Origin of the sequence: Marinobacter excellens LAMA 842, from assembly GCF_001574445.1 — a bacterium.
In the GTDB taxonomy this organism is placed as follows: domain Bacteria; phylum Pseudomonadota; class Gammaproteobacteria; order Pseudomonadales; family Oleiphilaceae; genus Marinobacter; species Marinobacter shengliensis.
In genome coordinates this window covers 54,599-71,109 of the sequence record NZ_LOCO01000006.1, presented here as the reverse complement: position 1 = coordinate 71,109, position 16,511 = coordinate 54,599, and the positions used below count along the sequence as shown (strand labels likewise).

The window sequence follows — 16,511 nt, the reverse complement described above, 5'->3', positions numbered from 1 at the left end:
CTGACTGCTCGGTGACAACGAGGGCGCATTATAAAGAGGCCCCCGTTTATGTCAACGCTTTTACTGAACTTTTTTCAGATTTTTCCAAACCCCCGGTTACATGGCGTCAACCATGGCATCTTTGCCCTGGGCCGTCTTCCGGTATTCGATGGGCGTCATACCAGACCAGCGCTTGAACGCCCGATAGAACGTACTGGGTTCGGAAAAACCGGTGAGGTACACAATTTCATCAATGGACTCATCGGTGGTCGCAAGGAGCTGCCGCGCCAGCCGATAGCGGAAATCCGCCAGCACCTGGTTGAAGCTGGTTTCCGCCTCGGTGAGCCGGGTGCGCAAGGTTCTTGGTTTGATACCCAGCCGTTCTGCAACGGCATCCAGGGTCACCTCGCCGCTGTCCAGCAGCTCGGCGATGATGCGCTCCACCTGACCGACAATGTCCTTTTTCTCTAGCCGCGCCACCTGTTCACTGGCAAAGCGCTCGTGCAGCGCCAACAGTTCTGGTTCGGCGTGGGGAGAGGCGTGGGACAGCATCGCAGCGGGGAAATACAACCGGTTTTCTTCTGCGCCAAAAACCACGTTACAACCCAGAACTTCGCGTACGTGCTCGGCTCCCTGCTCCCGCCCATGCTCGAACTCGATTCGTGATGGGTAGAAATTGCCATCGGTGATGGACTTGAAGAAGGTAATCAGCCCCTGTACGAAGCACTCATTGAAGTGCTTGAGCTTGCGAATCTCATCGGAGGCGGCGTCCAGCACCATGCAGGCTTCTTCGCCTTCAATGAAGAAATCGGTATTGGCGGCATCGCTCAGCAAGCGCTGATAGTTCTGAGCCCGGCGCAGTCCCTCTCCGAAGGTTGGGCTGCTGAGAAACAGGTATTCGAGAACCTGGCCCTTATAGGCGGGCAACAGCGGCCCCAGGTGCAGGCCTATGTCCGGGTCGCCGGATACATCCTCCACCGCCTGCCAGAAGTAAAGCTGGGCGCTGTGGGGAGTGCGAAGCTGGTCTGTGTAGACGTAGTTCTCGTCAACGCCGAGGCGGCTGAATATGGCATCGGTATCGACACCCTTTTTCTTCATCGCCTCATAAATCAGGCGCAACATCACGCCCGCATCACGTAGTTCCTGCATAGTATCCCGCTATTTTATTTATATGGTTACTACTTTGACCCACCGGACAGTGCTCATGGCACGGCGGGTCAATGCCCGATCTGGAGGGGTTTGCCAGACTGCGAGGCCGCCACGACTTTCGTCTTACATTAGAGCATATCAGGCCACAGACGCACAGTTGTACCAGAATGTAGAGAAAATCGGTAATTACGTTACTGATTCACGGGAAATTACCCGGCCGATCAGGCCAACAAGGGAGAAGAATACCATGACAGAACCACTGATTTATCGCAGCACCCCACCCTCTCTGCTGCCCATGTTCGGCAGAGCACTGCTGCCAAAATCACACAAGCCCGGCGCCAACACAGAGATCCCGGAATTGCAGGCTGAGCTGCTGGGCGTGGCCACAGATACGCCGATGTTGTCCCGCTATCTGAACGTGTGCGGATTCAAGCCTGGCTCCACCCTGCCCATGACCTGGCCGCACATCCTTGCTTTCCCGCTGCACCTGAAATTGCTGACCGACAAACGGTTTCCACTGCCCCTGCTGGGCCTTGTGCATCTGCGCAACACCATCACCCAACACCGACCCATCCAGACCGGCGAAAACCTGGATATCCGGGTTACGTTGGGCAATCAGCAGAGCACGGAGCGCGGCATCGAGTTCGACCTGATCACCGAGGCGCGCTCTGCGGGCCGGCTGATCTGGGAGGAGGTAAGCACCAACCTGTTCCGGATGGCAAATGCTGAAGGTGGCAAGCCGAAAGCGCAACCGCCCAAACTCGAAACCTATCCGTTCAGCGAGTCCATCACGGCACCGGAGAACCTTGGGCGACGGTACGGGCAGGTATCCGGGGACCGCAACCCGATTCACATGCACGCATTGAGTGCCAAAGCCTTTGGCTTCCCACGGGCCATTGCCCATGGCGTGTGGAGCAAAGCCCGGGCGCTGTCATTACTGGAACAGCAGGCTGACTGGCAATCCGGCCCTGTGCGGGTGAGCTGTCAGTTCAAGAAACCCCTGTTTCTGCCCGGCACCGCCCAACTGAACTGGCAGACCGCCAGCGACGCCTGGGATTACCAGCTCCTGAACAGCAAAGGCGATGCGCCACACCTGAGTGGTCGTATTGAATGGCTATAACGGCGGGATAAACGCATCGATCTGGCCGCTCACCGCCAGATCGATGCTCAATCTGCTGCGCAGGGCTGCCCCTCCGCATTGGCAACAGGCAGCGTGAAGTAGAAGCAGGCACCACCCTCTTCCGGACGCTCATAGCCAATGTCGCCACCCTGGGCCTGAATCAGGGACCGGCAGGTGGCCAGACCAATGCCCATGCCTTCATCCTTGGTAGTGTAGAAGGGATGAAACAGCTTTTCCTCGGCATCCTCCGGCACACCCACCCCGTGATCGAGCACCTGAATGCGCACACACTGGTCACCGCATCGGCGGGCGCTGACTTCCACAGGCGTGGATGATTCGGCACTGCGAGTGGCTTCAAGGGCATTACGGATCAGGTTAAGGGCAACCTGCTGCACCTGAATCGGGTCCGCCAGTACGTCTGGCAGGTCATCTTCAACGCGGACATCAATACCGCCCTCGTTGTTCCTCATATCCACTTCCGCAAACTGCCGGGTGTCCTCCAGCAGCACCGGAACAGACAGGACTTCTTTACCAGTGGCAGGCTTTTTCATGAACCGTCGGATGCGGCGAATAATCTCACTGGCCCTGTGCGACTGCGCTTCGATCTTGTCGAGGGTTTCCTGAAGCAACACAAGGTCCGGTTGCTCCTTGGCCATCATGCGCTTGGACACCCGGGCATAATTGGTGATAGCGGTCAGCGGTTGGTTGACCTCATGGGCAAACCCTGCGGCCATCTCACCCATGGTGGTCAGGCGTGAGGTGTGGGCCAGTTGATCCCGCTGTTCCTGAACCAGGGCCCGCGCTTCCTCCAGGGCCAGTTCGTTGTCCAGTTCCACGGTAATGTCCCGAAACACAACCACCGCGCCATGCAACTCGCCGTCATCCAGTTTGGGGGTGGAACGATACTCCGCGGGGAAGCCACTGCCATCAGCTCGCAGCAGCCGGATATCACGCTGGTTTTCCGCCACACCTTGCCGGCAGGTGGCCATCACCGGCAGGCTGTCCTGGCACTCCGCCGCCGTCGAAAAGTGCAGTTCGAAAAAACTCTTGCCGATCAGGTCTTCCGCCGGGCATCCCATAATCATGGCGGCTGCGGGATTGGCAAATTCGATGATGCCGTTCTCGTCAAGGCCGTAGATGCCCTCGCTGATGGAGTTCAGGATGCGCGCCTGATCGCTCTGCAGCTCGCGGTTCCGGGCCTGGAGTTGCCGCTCGAGGCGAATCACCTGGGCGTGGGTTTTAACCCTTGCAATCACTTCCAGGGACTGGAATGGCTTGGAGATGTAGTCTGCACCACCCAGGCTGAAGCCTTTCACCTTGGCCTGCAGGTCGTCCAGGGCTGACAGGAATACAACGGCACAATCTGAAGTTTCCGGATCGGCTTTCAGGCGCTCACACACCTCATAGCCGTCCATTTCCGGCATCATGATATCCAGCAGAATCACTTCCGGATGATGGCGGTGGGCAAGGTCCAATGCTTTCTCGCCTTCGTTGGCGATCAGAAGCCGGTAGCCTTTGTCTTTCAGGGTCTCGTAGAGGACTTTCAGGTTCTGCGGGTTGTCATCAACCAGCAGAACCGTCACCTCGGAGTTCTCACTGACAACTTCAGTCATAGAAACATGGCCGGTTAAAAACGTCATTGTATGATGACGATACCGACAGACCTAGTCGATAAGTTCCTTTACGGACAGAACCATACGCACCAGATGTGCCAATGAATGGGTGCCCATCTTGTGCATCACACGGGACCGGTGAATCTCAACGGTGCGCTGGCTGATCTCAAGCTCGATGGCGATCACCTTGTTGGCCTGGCCCGCAATCATCCGATCCATGATTTCACGCTCGCGGGGTGTCAGGCTCTTGATACGGCGAACGATCTCCTGGCGCTCATCCAGAGATTTCCGCTGCTCACGATCCTGCTCCAGCGCCGCCTCGATCTTCTCCAGCAGCGCTTCCTCGCGATAGGGCTTCTGGATAAAGTCGACGGCACCTTCCTTCATGGCATCGACAGCCATGGGAACGTCGCCATGCCCCGTCACGAAGATAATGGGCAGGATCGAATGCTTGTCGTTGAGTTTTTTCTGCAACTCCATGCCGTCCATACCCGGCATACGGATATCCAGCACAATGCAGCCCGCCATCTGGTCAGAATAATCTGCCAGAAAAGAGCCGGCGCTTTCATAGGTTTTCACCGGCTTGCCATCGGATTTCAGCAACAATTCCAGTGAATCGCGGACGGCCTCGTCGTCCTCTACCACATACACAGTCTGCTGGATATCAGTCATGGATCTGTTTTCTCCTGTCCGTTTTATTATGGAGCCGGTCAGTGGATGGACGGATCTTTGTGATCGTCCCTGGCATGTTCCTGCCGTTCATGTTCCCGCATTTTCTCGAGCCGTTGCTGGATAATGCCAAAAACGCTTTGCTTGGGGTACCTGCCTTTGTCATCGGCCTTGCCCGCCGGTTTGCCAAGCAACAGTGTAATGGCCTCCTCCACACGGGCAACCGGGTATACGGCAAATTTGCCCGCCTTGGATGCCGTGACCACTTCGCTGTCCAGCATCAGGTTCTGCACGTTAGTGACCGGGATAATAACGCCCTGGGAGCCGGTCAGGCCGCCCTTCAGCTCACAGGTGGCGTAAAAGCCTTCGACCTTTTCGTTGACGCCGCCAATCGGCTGCACCTCGCCAAACTGGTTCACCGAGCCGGTAATCGCAAGATCCTGCCGCACCGGAATACCAGACAGTGCAGAGATCAAGGCGCACAGCTCGGCCAGGGAGGCGCTGTCACCGTCCACTTCGCCGTAGTTCTGCTCGAAGGTCAGACTGGCCGACAGGTGCATCGGGTCATTCACCGCAAAATGGGAGGCCAGCCAGGAGCTGAGAATCATCACGCCTTTGGAATGGATATTGCCACCCAGCTTCACGTCCCGCTCGATGTCCATGACACCGCCATCACCATAGTAGCAGGTTGCGGTTACCCGGTTGGAAAGACCAAACTCGAAACCGCCGGTCGACAGCACCGACAAGGCGTTCACCTGACCGACGCAGGTGCCGGTTGTGGTCACCAGGGTGGAGCCGTCCCGAACCGAATCGTAAAAATGATCCCGGATACGGCTGCTACGGTAACGGGCACTCTCCAGCGCGCGCTCAACGTGCACTTCAGAGATCAGTTTGGCACCCGCCTGTCGGGCCCAGAAATCGGATTCCCTTAAAATGTTGGCGATGTCCGCTGCATGCAGCGAGAGCCTGTTCTGATGTTCGGCCATGCGCGCGCTGTGCTCGATTATACGGGCCACCGCTTTATTGGTGCAGTGCAGCAGCTTCTTCTCCACCACCAGACTGGCAATGAACTTGGCATACAGAAGCTGGCTTTCCTCAGTACGGTACATCTCGTTTTCGAAATCGGCGGTCACCCGGAACAGCTCAGCAAACTCGGAATCGTATTCCTGCAGCAGCATCCAGGTTTCGCGATCACCAAACAGCACAATTTTAACATCCAGAGGTACGGCTTCCGGCTCAATGGAAATGGTCCCTGAAAGCGTCAGCTCCCGCTCCAGGGAATTGATCTGCAGGGTGCGGGAGCGCAGGGCGCGCTTCAGACCGTCCCAGACAAACGGCTGCTCCAGCACCTTGATGGCATCCATCAGCAGGTAACCGCCATTGGCTTTGTGCAGACTACCCGGGCGAATCAGGGAGAAGTCGGTGAACACGGTGCCTTTGAACGTGACGTTTTCAACGTACCCGAACAGGTTGTGGTAGGTGGGATTGTCTTCCACCACCACCGGCACTTCATTGGTTTTCTGGTGCACCAGCACATTGATCACGTAGCGCCGGGGCGTTTTCTTGTCCAGTGAGGCGTAGGCGATCGCCGCCTGCTCTTCATCGTCCTCAAGGAAGATATCCAGGTTGTCGACCAGATCTTTGCGAACGGCTTCAAGATAGGAAACCACGTCTGGCTGGTCGTTGTAGCGCTTGACCAACTCATCAATCTGGTGGCCCGAGATGCCTTCGAGGGTTTCCTGGTTCAATGCCTGTTGCTTCTCGGCGTACTCCTGCTCCCAATCGGCCAGCTTGCGAAGGGCCTGGCGGAGCTTCTTTTCAAGGGCGTTGATGGTGTCTTCAAACTTGTCACGCTGCTCATCGGTCAGCGCCTGGAAGCTCTCCACGGTGTGGGGCTCATCGCCATTCATGGCAACCAGCCGATAGCCACCCGGTGTGGTTACCGTGAGGCTGACTTTCTTGCGCCGGGCCTGCTTGGCCACTTTCTCGAGCTCATCTTCCTGCTTTTTGCCGTACTCGTTCTTGAGGTGCTCGGAGCGCTCCAGGAAGCTGTCACTGTCAAACGTCTGGGGAATCACCTTCACCAACCGCGACATCAGCTTGTCCATGTCCTGTTTGAGCTGGGTGCCCATTCCTGCCGGCAGTTGCAGCAAACGCGGATTGCGCGGCTCATCGAAGTTGGCCACGTAACACCAGTCGTGGCTCTGCTGTTCGGTATCGACGTGGTGTTCCAGGTACCGGAGCATCATGGTGCGCTTACCCAAGCCATTGCGACCGACCGCATACACGTTATAACCACCGTGGGGCATGGCGAGCGCAAAACGAACCGCTTCCTGAGCGCGGTTCTGGCCAACAATCTCAGCCAGCGGCTCCAGTTGCCGGGTGGTTTTGAATGGCAGATCTTTGAGAACGCAGGCTTTGTAGAGCTGATGCAAGGGCAATGACTTCAAGTTCGATTCCCGTTGAGTTCGGTTTTGAGTAGTAACTGTCGCTCGCATTGTAGTGTTTGAGCTTCAAGCTGTCGCCTATCCGCGCCGCATTTATCGGAAGAGGCCGGATTCGTGACAATATGCCAACCGGGTCACAAATTCCCCCTTGGTCATTTTTCAGGCAGGCCGTCGATTACTACACTTCCATGCCCGGACGGATTCCGGATACAACAAGTACAATACGGGTGATGGTCAAAGCAATGACGAATTATTCCGCAGATCGCCGCATCAAGGATCGTTTTTCGGCGTCGTGTCTCAGGGTGCAACTCCGTGAGAGGGCGTTCTTTGGTCGCGGGAAGCAGCCAGTGGCGGTAACCTGCCTGGACCTCAATCGTTACGGTATGGCGGTGCTGTGCCCTCGGCCGGTAGACTCCGGCGCGCATTTGTTCCTGGATATTGAGGGTAAATACATCAGCGAGTCGCGCATTGATGCCCGAGTGGTGTCGTGCCAGCCGTTTCAGACGGGCTTCCGTGTGAGTCTGCAGTTCAGCTACTGTCTCGACAAGAAAGGCTACTCGAGAGCGATCGACAATGCGCTTTCCCGGATTGAGGGTTTTTACAACCGGTTCGCCAGTTAATCAGATCAGGCCAGCATCCAGGCTGGCCGCCACGTACATGCCCAGTTCCTCGCACTGTTGCTCGAATTCATCCCTGTAATCTCCCCTGCACAGCAATGGCTCCTGTATGCGTTTCCAGCGTAATCCGGTGGTGATGCTGTCGATGGCGCGGCGGGTGCCGGTGCCGTCGTGGCCGGCGCGGATGTAGTAGGCAAAGGGCAGGCCCTGGGTTTTCTCGAGGCAGGGGTAATAGCTTCGGTCGAAGAAATCTTTGAGGGCGCCGGACATGTAGCCGAGGTTTTCGGTGGTGCCGAGAATGATGGCATCGCAGGCGAGGATGTCTTCGGGGCCGGCATCCAGTGGGGCTTTTACCACCACTTCTACGGCTTCGATGTCGGGGTTACGGGCGCCTTTTTCAGTGGCGTTCCGGAGTTTCAGGGTATTCGGGGATGGGGCGTGGGCTACGATGAGTAGTCTCTTTTTGCTAGACATTTGCCGTCCGACTCCCTTCTTGCCGTTAACTCATGGAGCATGAGTTGTGGCAGGAACCCCCTCACGGGAAACGCTACGAGCACATCCATGTGCGCTTCGCTCCGGCCATCCATGGCCTACGAGATTCCCGTGAGGGGCTCCCTGCCACAACTCGCTAGGCTCCGAATATGCCGTCCAACGTATCAACGCCGCATAGAGCCGTATGAAGCGGGTTACAGCAACTCGCCGCTCGCTTCCGCTGGCGCTTCTGCCGCTTCCTTCTTCACCGGCTTCGGCATCAGTTTGTCACGAACCTTGGCTTCGATTTCGTTGGCGATGTCCATGTTCTCTTCCAGGAACTTGCAGGCGTTGGCTTTGCCCTGGCCGATTTTGTCGCCGTTGTAGGCGTACCAGGCGCCGGATTTGTCGACGAAGCCTTCTTTAACGCCCATGTCCAGCACTTCGGCCATGTGGTAGATGCCCTTGCCGTACATGATCTGGAACTCGGCCTGTTTGAAGGGCGGAGATACCTTGTTCTTGACGACTTTTACGCGGGTTTCGTTACCGACCACTTCGTCGCCCTCTTTGACAGCGCCAATGCGGCGGATGTCCAGGCGTACGGAGGAGTAGAATTTCAGGGCGTTACCACCGGTGGTGGTTTCCGGGCTGCCGAACATGACGCCGATCTTCATGCGGATCTGGTTGATGAAGACCATCAGGCAGTTCGCGTGTTTGACGTTACCGGTCAGTTTACGCAGAGCCTGGGACATCAGGCGGGCCTGGAGGCCGACGTGGCTGTCACCCATTTCGCCTTCGATTTCGGCTTTCGGTGTGAGTGCGGCAACGGAGTCGACGATGATCACGTCAATGGCGTTGGAGCGCACCAGCATGTCGGCGATTTCCAGGGCCTGTTCGCCGGTGTCTGGCTGGGAAACCAGCAGGTCGTCTACGTTTACGCCCAGCTTTTCTGCGTAGATGGGGTCGAGCGCGTGCTCGGCGTCGATGAAGGCGCAGGTTTTGCCAGCCTTTTGGGCTTCAGCAATAACCTGCAGGGTCAGTGTGGTTTTACCGGAGCTTTCCGGGCCGTAGATTTCAACGATCCGGCCGTAAGGCAGGCCACCAATACCCAGGGCCACGTCCAGCCCGAGGGAACCGGTGGATACCGCAGGAATGGCTTCACGGGGCTGATCGCCCATTTTCATCACGGCACCCTTGCCGAACTGGCGTTCAATCTGGCTGAGTGCTGCGCCGAGTGCTTTCTTGCGATTGTCTTCCATTGGTACCTGACCCTCATTTGCCGGAGCTACTGGGCCGAGACTGGGCCGACAGTAGCGAAATTCGAAGCGATGACACCGGAGGCATCCAGTGTTTTCCTGTATATTTGAACAGTATTAAAACATAAGGCTTCGCTGAGACCAACCCCTGCCCGGGTGAAAAACGTCACAGCGTTTTCAGAAACTCCGTAACCCCTTGCAGAACATACAAAACCGACTTGCGGCGTACCTGATCCCGGTTGCCATCAAAGCACTGCACGCTGGTTTCGATGCGGTCCGGGCCGGTGCCCCAGGCGAACCATACGGTGCCTACAGGCTTTTCATCACTGCCGCCGCCAGGGCCGGCAATGCCGCTGATGGCCACGGCTATGTCAGCGTCCGCAGCACGTATGGCACCGGCGACCATCTGGCGAACCACTGGCTCGCTCACCGCGCCATGCTCGGCGAGCACCGATTCTTCAACCCCCAGAATGGCCTGTTTCGCCTCGTTGCTGTAGGTCACCAACCCGGCCATAAGGTACGCAGACGACCCCGCCCGGTCAGTCAGCACTTTGGCCACCCAGCCGCCGGTACAGCTTTCGGCGGTGGCGATGGTTTTACCGTGCTCGACGAGCCATTCACCCAGCGTGTTTCCAGCGCTCTCCAGTTGTTGGTCAGAGGCCTGCATAACAATCTCCCTGTGTCTGTTGCCAAACCCTTCGTTTCATCACGGGCATTATTTTCTTACAATCCCCGCTTTCACCCAAAAGTACGATCAACCGGACAAACCCATGTCAGTAGCCCAGACCGATCTTTCCAAGCACACCCCGATGATGCAGCAGTACCTGAAGATCAAGCGGGAACACCCGAACGAGCTGGTGTTTTATCGCATGGGTGATTTCTATGAGCTGTTTTACGACGACGCCAAGAAAGCAGCGGAACTTCTGGACATTACCCTGACGGCCCGGGGCCAGTCCGGGGGCAACCCCATCCCGATGGCGGGCGTGCCTTTCCATGCGGCTGAAGGTTACATTGCCCGCATGGTGCGCGCAGGTCAATCCATCGCTATTGCTGAGCAGATTGGCGACCCGGCCACCAGTAAAGGGCCGGTTGATCGTCAGGTGGTGCGCGTGGTGACACCGGGCACCCTGAGCGACGAGGCGTTTCTGGAAGACCGGCGGGACAACCTGTTGGTGTCGATTTTCAGTCATAAGGAGCAGTTCGGCTTCGCGTCGCTGGACATCTCCAGTGGCCGGTTTGCGGTCGCAGAGCTGGAAAGCCTGGAAGCTCTGCAGGGGGAGCTGCAGCGCCTGCGGCCGGCGGAGATTCTGATCAGCGAGGACTTCCCTTACAGCGATGTGCTGGAGGGCTTCACCGGGGTTCGTCGCCAGGGCCCCTGGTTGTTTGAGATGGATTCCGCCCGGCGGGTGATTACCCAACAGCTGCAGGTTAAAGACCTGACCGGTTTTGGCTGTGAAGACCTGCACCTGGCGATCTGCGCCGCCGGCTGCCTGCTGCAGTACGCCCGGGAAACCCAGCGTACCGCCCTGCCCCACATCCGCAAACTGACCCGCGAGCGTCGGGAAGATGCGGTGATCCTGGACGCCGCCAGCCGCCGCAACCTGGAAATAGACACCAACCTGATGGGCGGCCAGCAGTACACCCTTGCCTGGGTAATGGACCGCACAGCCACGGCCATGGGCGCCCGGGAGTTGCGCCGTTGGCTGAACCGGCCGCTCAGGAATGTGGAGGTCGTGCGCCAGCGCCAGCAGGCGGTGTCGGCTTTGCTGGACGGCTTCCATTACGAGCCAATCCACGATCTGCTCAAGCAGGTGGGTGATATCGAGCGGATTCTGGCCCGAGTCGCGCTGCGCTCAGCCCGCCCCCGGGACCTCGCACGCCTGCGGGATGCGTTCCAGAGCTTACCGGGGCTGCAGGAGGCTCTAAAGCCCGTTAACTCACATCACCTGGTGAAGCTGGCCACGGTTATTGACGAATACCCGGAACTGGCAGACCTGCTGGAGCGGGCCATTATCGAGAACCCGCCCGTGGTGATCCGGGACGGCGGCGTGATTGCCGAAGGCTTCGACGAAGAACTGGACGAACTGCGCAACATCAGCGAGAACGCTGGCCAGTACCTGTTGGATGTGGAAACCCGCGAGCGCGAACGCACCGGCATTTCCACGCTGAAAGTGGGCTACAACCGGGTGCACGGTTACTACATCGAGATTAGCCGGGCCCAATCTGACCAGGCGCCGGTGGATTACATCCGCCGCCAGACCCTGAAAAACGCCGAGCGGTTCATCACGCCGGAACTGAAAGAATTTGAAGACAAGGCCCTGAGCGCCAAGAGCCGGGCGCTGGCCCGGGAAAAAGGACTGTACGACGAGGTATTGGAAACCGTCGCCGAGCAGTTGGCACCGCTGCAGGACGCCGCCCAGGCCCTGGCGGAACTGGATGTGCTCAGTAACTTTGCCGAGCGGGCCACCAGCCTGCGTTTCACCGCCCCGGAGTTCACCGAGCAGCCGGGTTTTGATGTGGAAGAGGGCCGCCATCCGGTGGTGGAGCAACTGCTCGACGAGCCCTTCGTGCCGAACAACCTGCTGATGGACGCCAAGCGGCGGATGCTGGTGATCACCGGCCCGAACATGGGCGGTAAGTCCACCTACATGCGCCAGGCCGCGTTAATTGCCCTGCTCGCCTACACCGGCAGCTTTGTGCCCGCCAACCGGGCGGTGCTGGGGCCGGTAGACCGGATTTTCACCCGCATGGGTTCTTCCGATGACATTGCCGGCGGCCGCTCCACGTTTATGGTGGAAATGACCGAAACCGCCAACATCCTGCACAACGCCACCGAGCACAGCCTAGTGCTGATGGATGAGGTGGGCCGCGGTACCAGTACCTTTGACGGCCTGTCGCTGGCCTGGGCCACAGCTGAGCACCTGGCCAGGGACATTCGTTGCTACACCCTGTTCGCCACCCACTACTTCGAACTGACCCAACTGGCGGATGACCTGGAACATGCGGTGAATGTGCATCTGACGGCCACCGAGCACGACGACTCCATTGTCTTCCTGCACAATGTGCACGATGGCCCGGCCAGCCAGAGCTATGGCTTGCAAGTGGCCAAACTGGCGGGTGTGCCACAGGATGTGATTCGCAATGCCAAGGCTCAGCTGGCGCATCTGGAAGGCCTTAATGGCCCCTCCGCACCGGCGCCTGCCAGCATTGCGTCAGAGCCGTCACCAGCGGCCAAAACCACCAGGCAACCAGCCGTTACGGAGGCCGTGTTCCAGGGCGATATGTTTGCCAGTGCGGAACCCAGCGTGGTCGAGGAAGCGTTGAAAAGCATGGACATTGATGGGCTGACGCCCAGGGACGCCCTGAATCAGCTATACGAACTCAGGGCATTAATGGAAAAATAACCGAAAAGTGGGCCAGAATTGATCCATGTAATAAGGTTATAGCAGTGGAAAGCTTGCGGGCACGGGGGGCGCTCCCTACAATATCGCGCACAAAATTATAGGCGGGGCCGGATTTTCAGGGCTCCTGATGAGACCGAATACTTTACGAACCAGGGATCTGACTATGGCGTTTATCGTTACTGATAACTGCATCAAGTGCAAATACACTGACTGCGTGGAAGTCTGCCCGGTGGACTGCTTCTACGAAGGCCCCAACTTTCTGGTGATTGACCCGGACGAGTGCATAGATTGCGCCCTGTGCGAGCCCGAGTGCCCGGCCGAGGCCATCTTCTCTGAAGACGAACTGCCGGCGGGCCAGGAAGCGTTCGTTGAGATCAACGCCGAGCTGGCTGGCAAATGGCCGAACATCACCGAGAAGAAAGACCCGCTGCCAGACGCTGAAGAGTGGGACGGCAAGCCTGACAAACTGAAGTATCTGGAGCGCTAAGAACCTCCAGCATTACTTCAACAACAAAAAGGCCGGACGACAAACATCGTCCGGCCTTTTTGTTTGAGCCCGGGTATTGACGGGCTCAGGGCAAGGAAACCGCCAAACAGACTAAGCCAGCAATTTTTTGGCTGCTGCAGATCGATAGAATGCTCCCAAACGCCGGCGTACCAGTGCCTCGAGGTAGCCCTCCTCGGCCAACACCTCCACGATGGGCAGCGCCAGGGATTCCACTTCGGTCACGATAACCTCTCGAGTCACCCCGACATCCTGCAACAGGTCCATGACCGGGCGATCGCCATACTTGGCAAAAAGATGCTCCACCACCGCCCTGGCGCAGCCTTCAAAGTAGCCGGTTTTCCGGAAATTCAGCCAAAACTCGTACCCCATCACCACGAACTCCTGCAACTCCACATCGCCCAGTCCCTCTTTGAGCTCAGCAATGGTGCGACCTTCCAGGGATACCCAGGCAGCCATCACGGTATCTCTCAGCTCATCATCAGACAGCGCCTTGTGCAGGAATTGCTCACTGCGGGAAATCAGCCCCGGCAAACTGTCTGCCAACCAGGCCTTGATGCGCCGCTCAAACGTTTCGTCCAGCCCGGGCACCGCCCTATTGGCCATTTTCTTGCCGAACTTCATCATTGAGCCAACACCAGGCACAGACCGGGTAATCAGGTTGTCTTCATAGAGGTAATTGACCAGACCGTGGTAGACCACGTTGGACACCAGCTCCTGGTAGACCGGGTGCGCCATGATTTCGGCAATAATGCGCTCACGTTGGTGACGCAGCTCCAGGGCTTCTTCGATGAACCCGCTGGCCTGTTCACGAGACAGGATCTCGCCCAGGGTGGTGTCAGACTGGACCGAGGCATTCATGACCTCGGTCGCCATTTCCGCGGCCAGCTCCGGAATACCGGCGTCCAGCTCCATATCCACCACAATACGCTGGATCACGCCCATCACCTGGTCCGCGCTCACCAGTCGGTTCAGGGTGACACTGCCCGCGTGATCGAGCAGTTCGTCCACCTCGTTATCGATGAACTTTTTCAGTTTCGCCCCTTTGAGAGCAGACATCTCATGTTTGACGTGTGCTTCCAACAAAGTATCGGCAAGGCTTGGGCTTGTCTTTGACATAAACCGGGCATCCTTTTGGCTAGGGTCCTGAACGTTGCCAACGAGGCTAACACGAACTGGCCTGGCGCGGGTTCGCCGGAATTACCCCGGCTGGGGCAATGCAGGGCCAGTCTGGGCCGACGGGCCTGGAGGCTACTGGAAATCGTTGAAGGTATGGGGCTCGGCGGCCAGGGCCAGGCAGATACTGCCCGGGCCCACGTAGATGGCACTGGTAATACCCATTTGTGACAGCAACAGCTCTACCCCATTGCTTTCACAGGCATCGCGCAAGCGATTCAGGCCTGGCAGATCTTCGATCTCCGTCCAGGCCAGGCCGCAGGACAAGCTGACGTAAGGCGTCAATAAACCAGCCTCCACCCGGGCGACCGCGTAATTCATTACTTTCTCGACTGCCATATCAAAGTTGCGGGTTTTAACCACGGGTTTGCCTTCGGCACCCTGGCCAAAGATCACCGGGACAATGTTCAGGGCCTTACCCAGGAACGCGGCAAACGCCGAGACGCTTTTGTCACCACGGCGCCGGGCACGCTCGCGTATATAGTGCAGATCTCGGGGAATCACACAGGTATAGATCTTGTCGGTAAACGTCTCGACCTCATGCCGAAGGGCATTCTTGGAAAGCTTTTGCTCAATCAGTTTCAGAGTATGGGCCGCCAGCAAACCCTGCCCGGCAAAGATCTGTTTACTGTCGATCACCCGCATGGAGAACTTGCCATCCCGGCCAGCGGCCTTACGGGCCTCCTCGTAATGAGCCATGACCGAGTTCATGGCTTCCGCGGCGTTCTGGAAAATCTGGCTACGGCTTTTGGTGACGGTTTCGCAGATGGCCACATCGAACTCGGTCACGATCTTTTCCATGAACAGGTCATGGATCTGTTCGGCAGTGTAGGCTTTGGTTTCCGCTTCATGACCTTTGCCCAGCAGGCCACTTTGATAAAACTCCTGGGTACGAACCGGGCAATGTTTATCGGTGTAGGTCTGGCCGTCGATAATAGCGGTTACCGGCAGAACGAACAGGTCGTGCTTGCGGGCAAAGTCATAGGGCAGGTCACAGGCGGAATCTACAATCAGGCCTACTCGCATGCTGTGTGTCTCCGGGTGCGGGCAACACCTCACATGGGCATGCCCTTTATTGTCATTATTTTTGTCGCGCTACAGTCTTGCACAGATTGGTGAAAATTTCAGCACCCACCTCAGGCTGTCAAGCCTCCAGTTCTTTCAGGTTATGTTCCAGGAGCCGACGGTTGTCTTGCTGCCATGGGTGGAACCCTTTCCGGAAGTAGGCCATGAATTCCGGTAGGCACTTGCGCAGAACGCCGGGCTTCCCCCAGAGAAAATTCAGCCCGCCTAACCAGGTTTTCAGACTCCAGAGCTTGCCATCCGTCTTCAGCAGGCTGCAGGTGTTGATGAAGGTGTACTTGAAGAAATTCCAGGTGACAAACAGAAAGACAATCCGGCGCAACCGCTCATTGCCAACGCAGGCCCGGTATACGTCGAACGCCACCGACTTGTGCTCGGTTTCCTCAATGGCATGCCAGCGCCATAACCTCTGCATTGTCGGCGTAGCGCCCTCCATCCACTCGGGGTGACTGAGAATGGCGTTGGCCAGCACGGCGGTGTAGTGCTCTGCACCGCAGGTACCAGCCAGTTGTCTGCTGGGTGGCAACCGCCCCACCCAGTCCATGTGTTTGCGAAAGCGCGCATCAAGAGCATCAATATCGTAGCCACGGGCTTTCAGGGCTTCGTTGTAATCTTTGTGCTCACGGCTGTGCAGGGCTTCCTGGCCGATAAAGCCTTTGATCTCTTCTTTGAGCTTAGGGTCGGTGATCTGGTCCCGGTACAGGCGAACAGCGTTGATGAATTGCTGCTCTCCGTCGGGAAACTGCAGCGACAAGGCATTGAAGAATGCGGTGCGGAAGGCATCGTTGCCGTGCCAAAGGGTTTTCAACTCGTCCCTTACATCAAAACGCAGATGCCTGGGTTTGACGGCGACGCCGTCCGGTGTGGAACTGATGGTCATTTCGGCCCCCTGTTGTCGGTTTGTTGTTATTAAAGCACTCGACATCGGATAAATTTTCACCAGTTCGGCCAGTGTACCCCCGTATTCCAGATAACCGGAAGGGGCCAGGCTGACAATTTCGACAATTTGTCATGAAATGACA

14 protein-coding genes are annotated in these 16,511 nt (G+C 57.6%); 4 read left to right on the top strand and 10 right to left on the bottom strand.

The window, feature by feature from the left end; translation table 11 throughout:
- Positions 1-96: 96 nt before the first annotated feature.
- Complete coding sequence (locus J122_RS07385; protein ID WP_061331690.1) at positions 97-1,128, bottom strand: AraC family transcriptional regulator; 1,032 nt, start codon at positions 1,126-1,128, stop codon at positions 97-99.
- Positions 1,129-1,375: 247 nt separating this feature from the next.
- On the opposite strand from J122_RS07385, the gene J122_RS07380 reads away from it, so the two are divergent.
- A complete protein-coding gene (locus tag J122_RS07380) occupies positions 1,376-2,248 on the top strand; it encodes a MaoC family dehydratase (protein WP_061331689.1) in 873 nt (290 codons plus the stop codon).
- A gap of 47 nt (positions 2,249-2,295) precedes the next feature.
- Here the strand turns inward: J122_RS07380 and J122_RS07375 are convergent, their stop codons facing one another.
- From J122_RS07375 to J122_RS07365, 3 genes are read right to left on the bottom strand one after another with little or no spacing between them, the layout of a single operon-like run.
- Positions 2,296-3,861 (bottom strand): response regulator, encoded by a 1,566-nt coding sequence (locus J122_RS07375; RefSeq protein WP_061331688.1) that lies wholly within the window; start codon positions 3,859-3,861, stop codon positions 2,296-2,298.
- A 51-nt stretch (positions 3,862-3,912) separates the two neighbouring features.
- Positions 3,913-4,533 carry a response regulator FixJ gene (gene fixJ, locus J122_RS07370; RefSeq protein WP_058093114.1) on the bottom strand — a complete coding sequence of 207 codons (621 nt, stop codon included), beginning with the start codon at positions 4,531-4,533 and terminating at the stop codon, positions 3,913-3,915.
- Between the two features lie 38 nt (positions 4,534-4,571).
- Complete coding sequence (locus J122_RS07365; protein ID WP_061331687.1) at positions 4,572-6,980, bottom strand: Lon protease family protein; 2,409 nt, start codon at positions 6,978-6,980, stop codon at positions 4,572-4,574.
- Between the two features lie 239 nt (positions 6,981-7,219).
- Here J122_RS07365 and J122_RS07360 point away from each other — a divergent pair, with 239 nt between their 5' ends.
- Positions 7,220-7,597 carry a PilZ domain-containing protein gene (locus tag J122_RS07360; RefSeq protein ID WP_058093151.1) on the top strand — a complete coding sequence of 126 codons (378 nt, stop codon included), beginning with the start codon at positions 7,220-7,222 and terminating at the stop codon, positions 7,595-7,597.
- Here the strand turns inward: J122_RS07360 and J122_RS07355 are convergent, their stop codons facing one another.
- The 3 genes from J122_RS07355 to pncC form a co-directional block, all read right to left on the bottom strand.
- Entirely contained in the window at positions 7,598-8,068 is a 471-nt protein-coding gene (locus J122_RS07355; protein ID WP_061331686.1) for a flavodoxin family protein, read from the bottom strand.
- Between the two features lie 212 nt (positions 8,069-8,280).
- On the bottom strand, positions 8,281-9,324 hold the full coding sequence (gene recA, locus J122_RS07350; RefSeq protein WP_061331685.1) for a recombinase RecA: 1,044 nt from the start codon (positions 9,322-9,324) through the stop codon (positions 8,281-8,283).
- A 163-nt stretch (positions 9,325-9,487) separates the two neighbouring features.
- Positions 9,488-9,988 carry a nicotinamide-nucleotide amidase gene (pncC, locus tag J122_RS07345; protein WP_061331684.1) on the bottom strand — a complete coding sequence of 167 codons (501 nt, stop codon included), beginning with the start codon at positions 9,986-9,988 and terminating at the stop codon, positions 9,488-9,490.
- Positions 9,989-10,091: 103 nt separating this feature from the next.
- Here pncC and mutS point away from each other — a divergent pair, with 103 nt between their 5' ends.
- Positions 10,092-12,725, top strand: a complete 2,634-nt coding sequence (gene mutS, locus J122_RS07340; protein ID WP_061331683.1) for a DNA mismatch repair protein MutS — start codon at positions 10,092-10,094, stop codon at positions 12,723-12,725.
- A gap of 163 nt (positions 12,726-12,888) precedes the next feature.
- Positions 12,889-13,212 carry a ferredoxin FdxA gene (gene fdxA / locus J122_RS07335; protein WP_011785560.1) on the top strand — a complete coding sequence of 108 codons (324 nt, stop codon included), beginning with the start codon at positions 12,889-12,891 and terminating at the stop codon, positions 13,210-13,212.
- A gap of 111 nt (positions 13,213-13,323) precedes the next feature.
- On the opposite strand, the gene J122_RS07330 is transcribed toward fdxA, so the two are convergent.
- The 3 genes from J122_RS07330 to J122_RS07320 form a co-directional block, all read right to left on the bottom strand.
- A complete protein-coding gene (locus tag J122_RS07330; protein WP_061331682.1) occupies positions 13,324-14,349 on the bottom strand; it encodes a hypothetical protein in 1,026 nt (341 codons plus the stop codon).
- A gap of 132 nt (positions 14,350-14,481) precedes the next feature.
- Positions 14,482-15,432: a DegV family protein gene (locus J122_RS07325; RefSeq protein WP_061331681.1), complete on the bottom strand. Its 951-nt coding sequence runs from the start codon at positions 15,430-15,432 to the stop codon at positions 14,482-14,484.
- A gap of 118 nt (positions 15,433-15,550) precedes the next feature.
- Entirely contained in the window at positions 15,551-16,369 is an 819-nt protein-coding gene (locus tag J122_RS07320; protein ID WP_061331680.1) for a metal-dependent hydrolase, read from the bottom strand.
- Positions 16,370-16,511 lie beyond the last annotated feature (142 nt).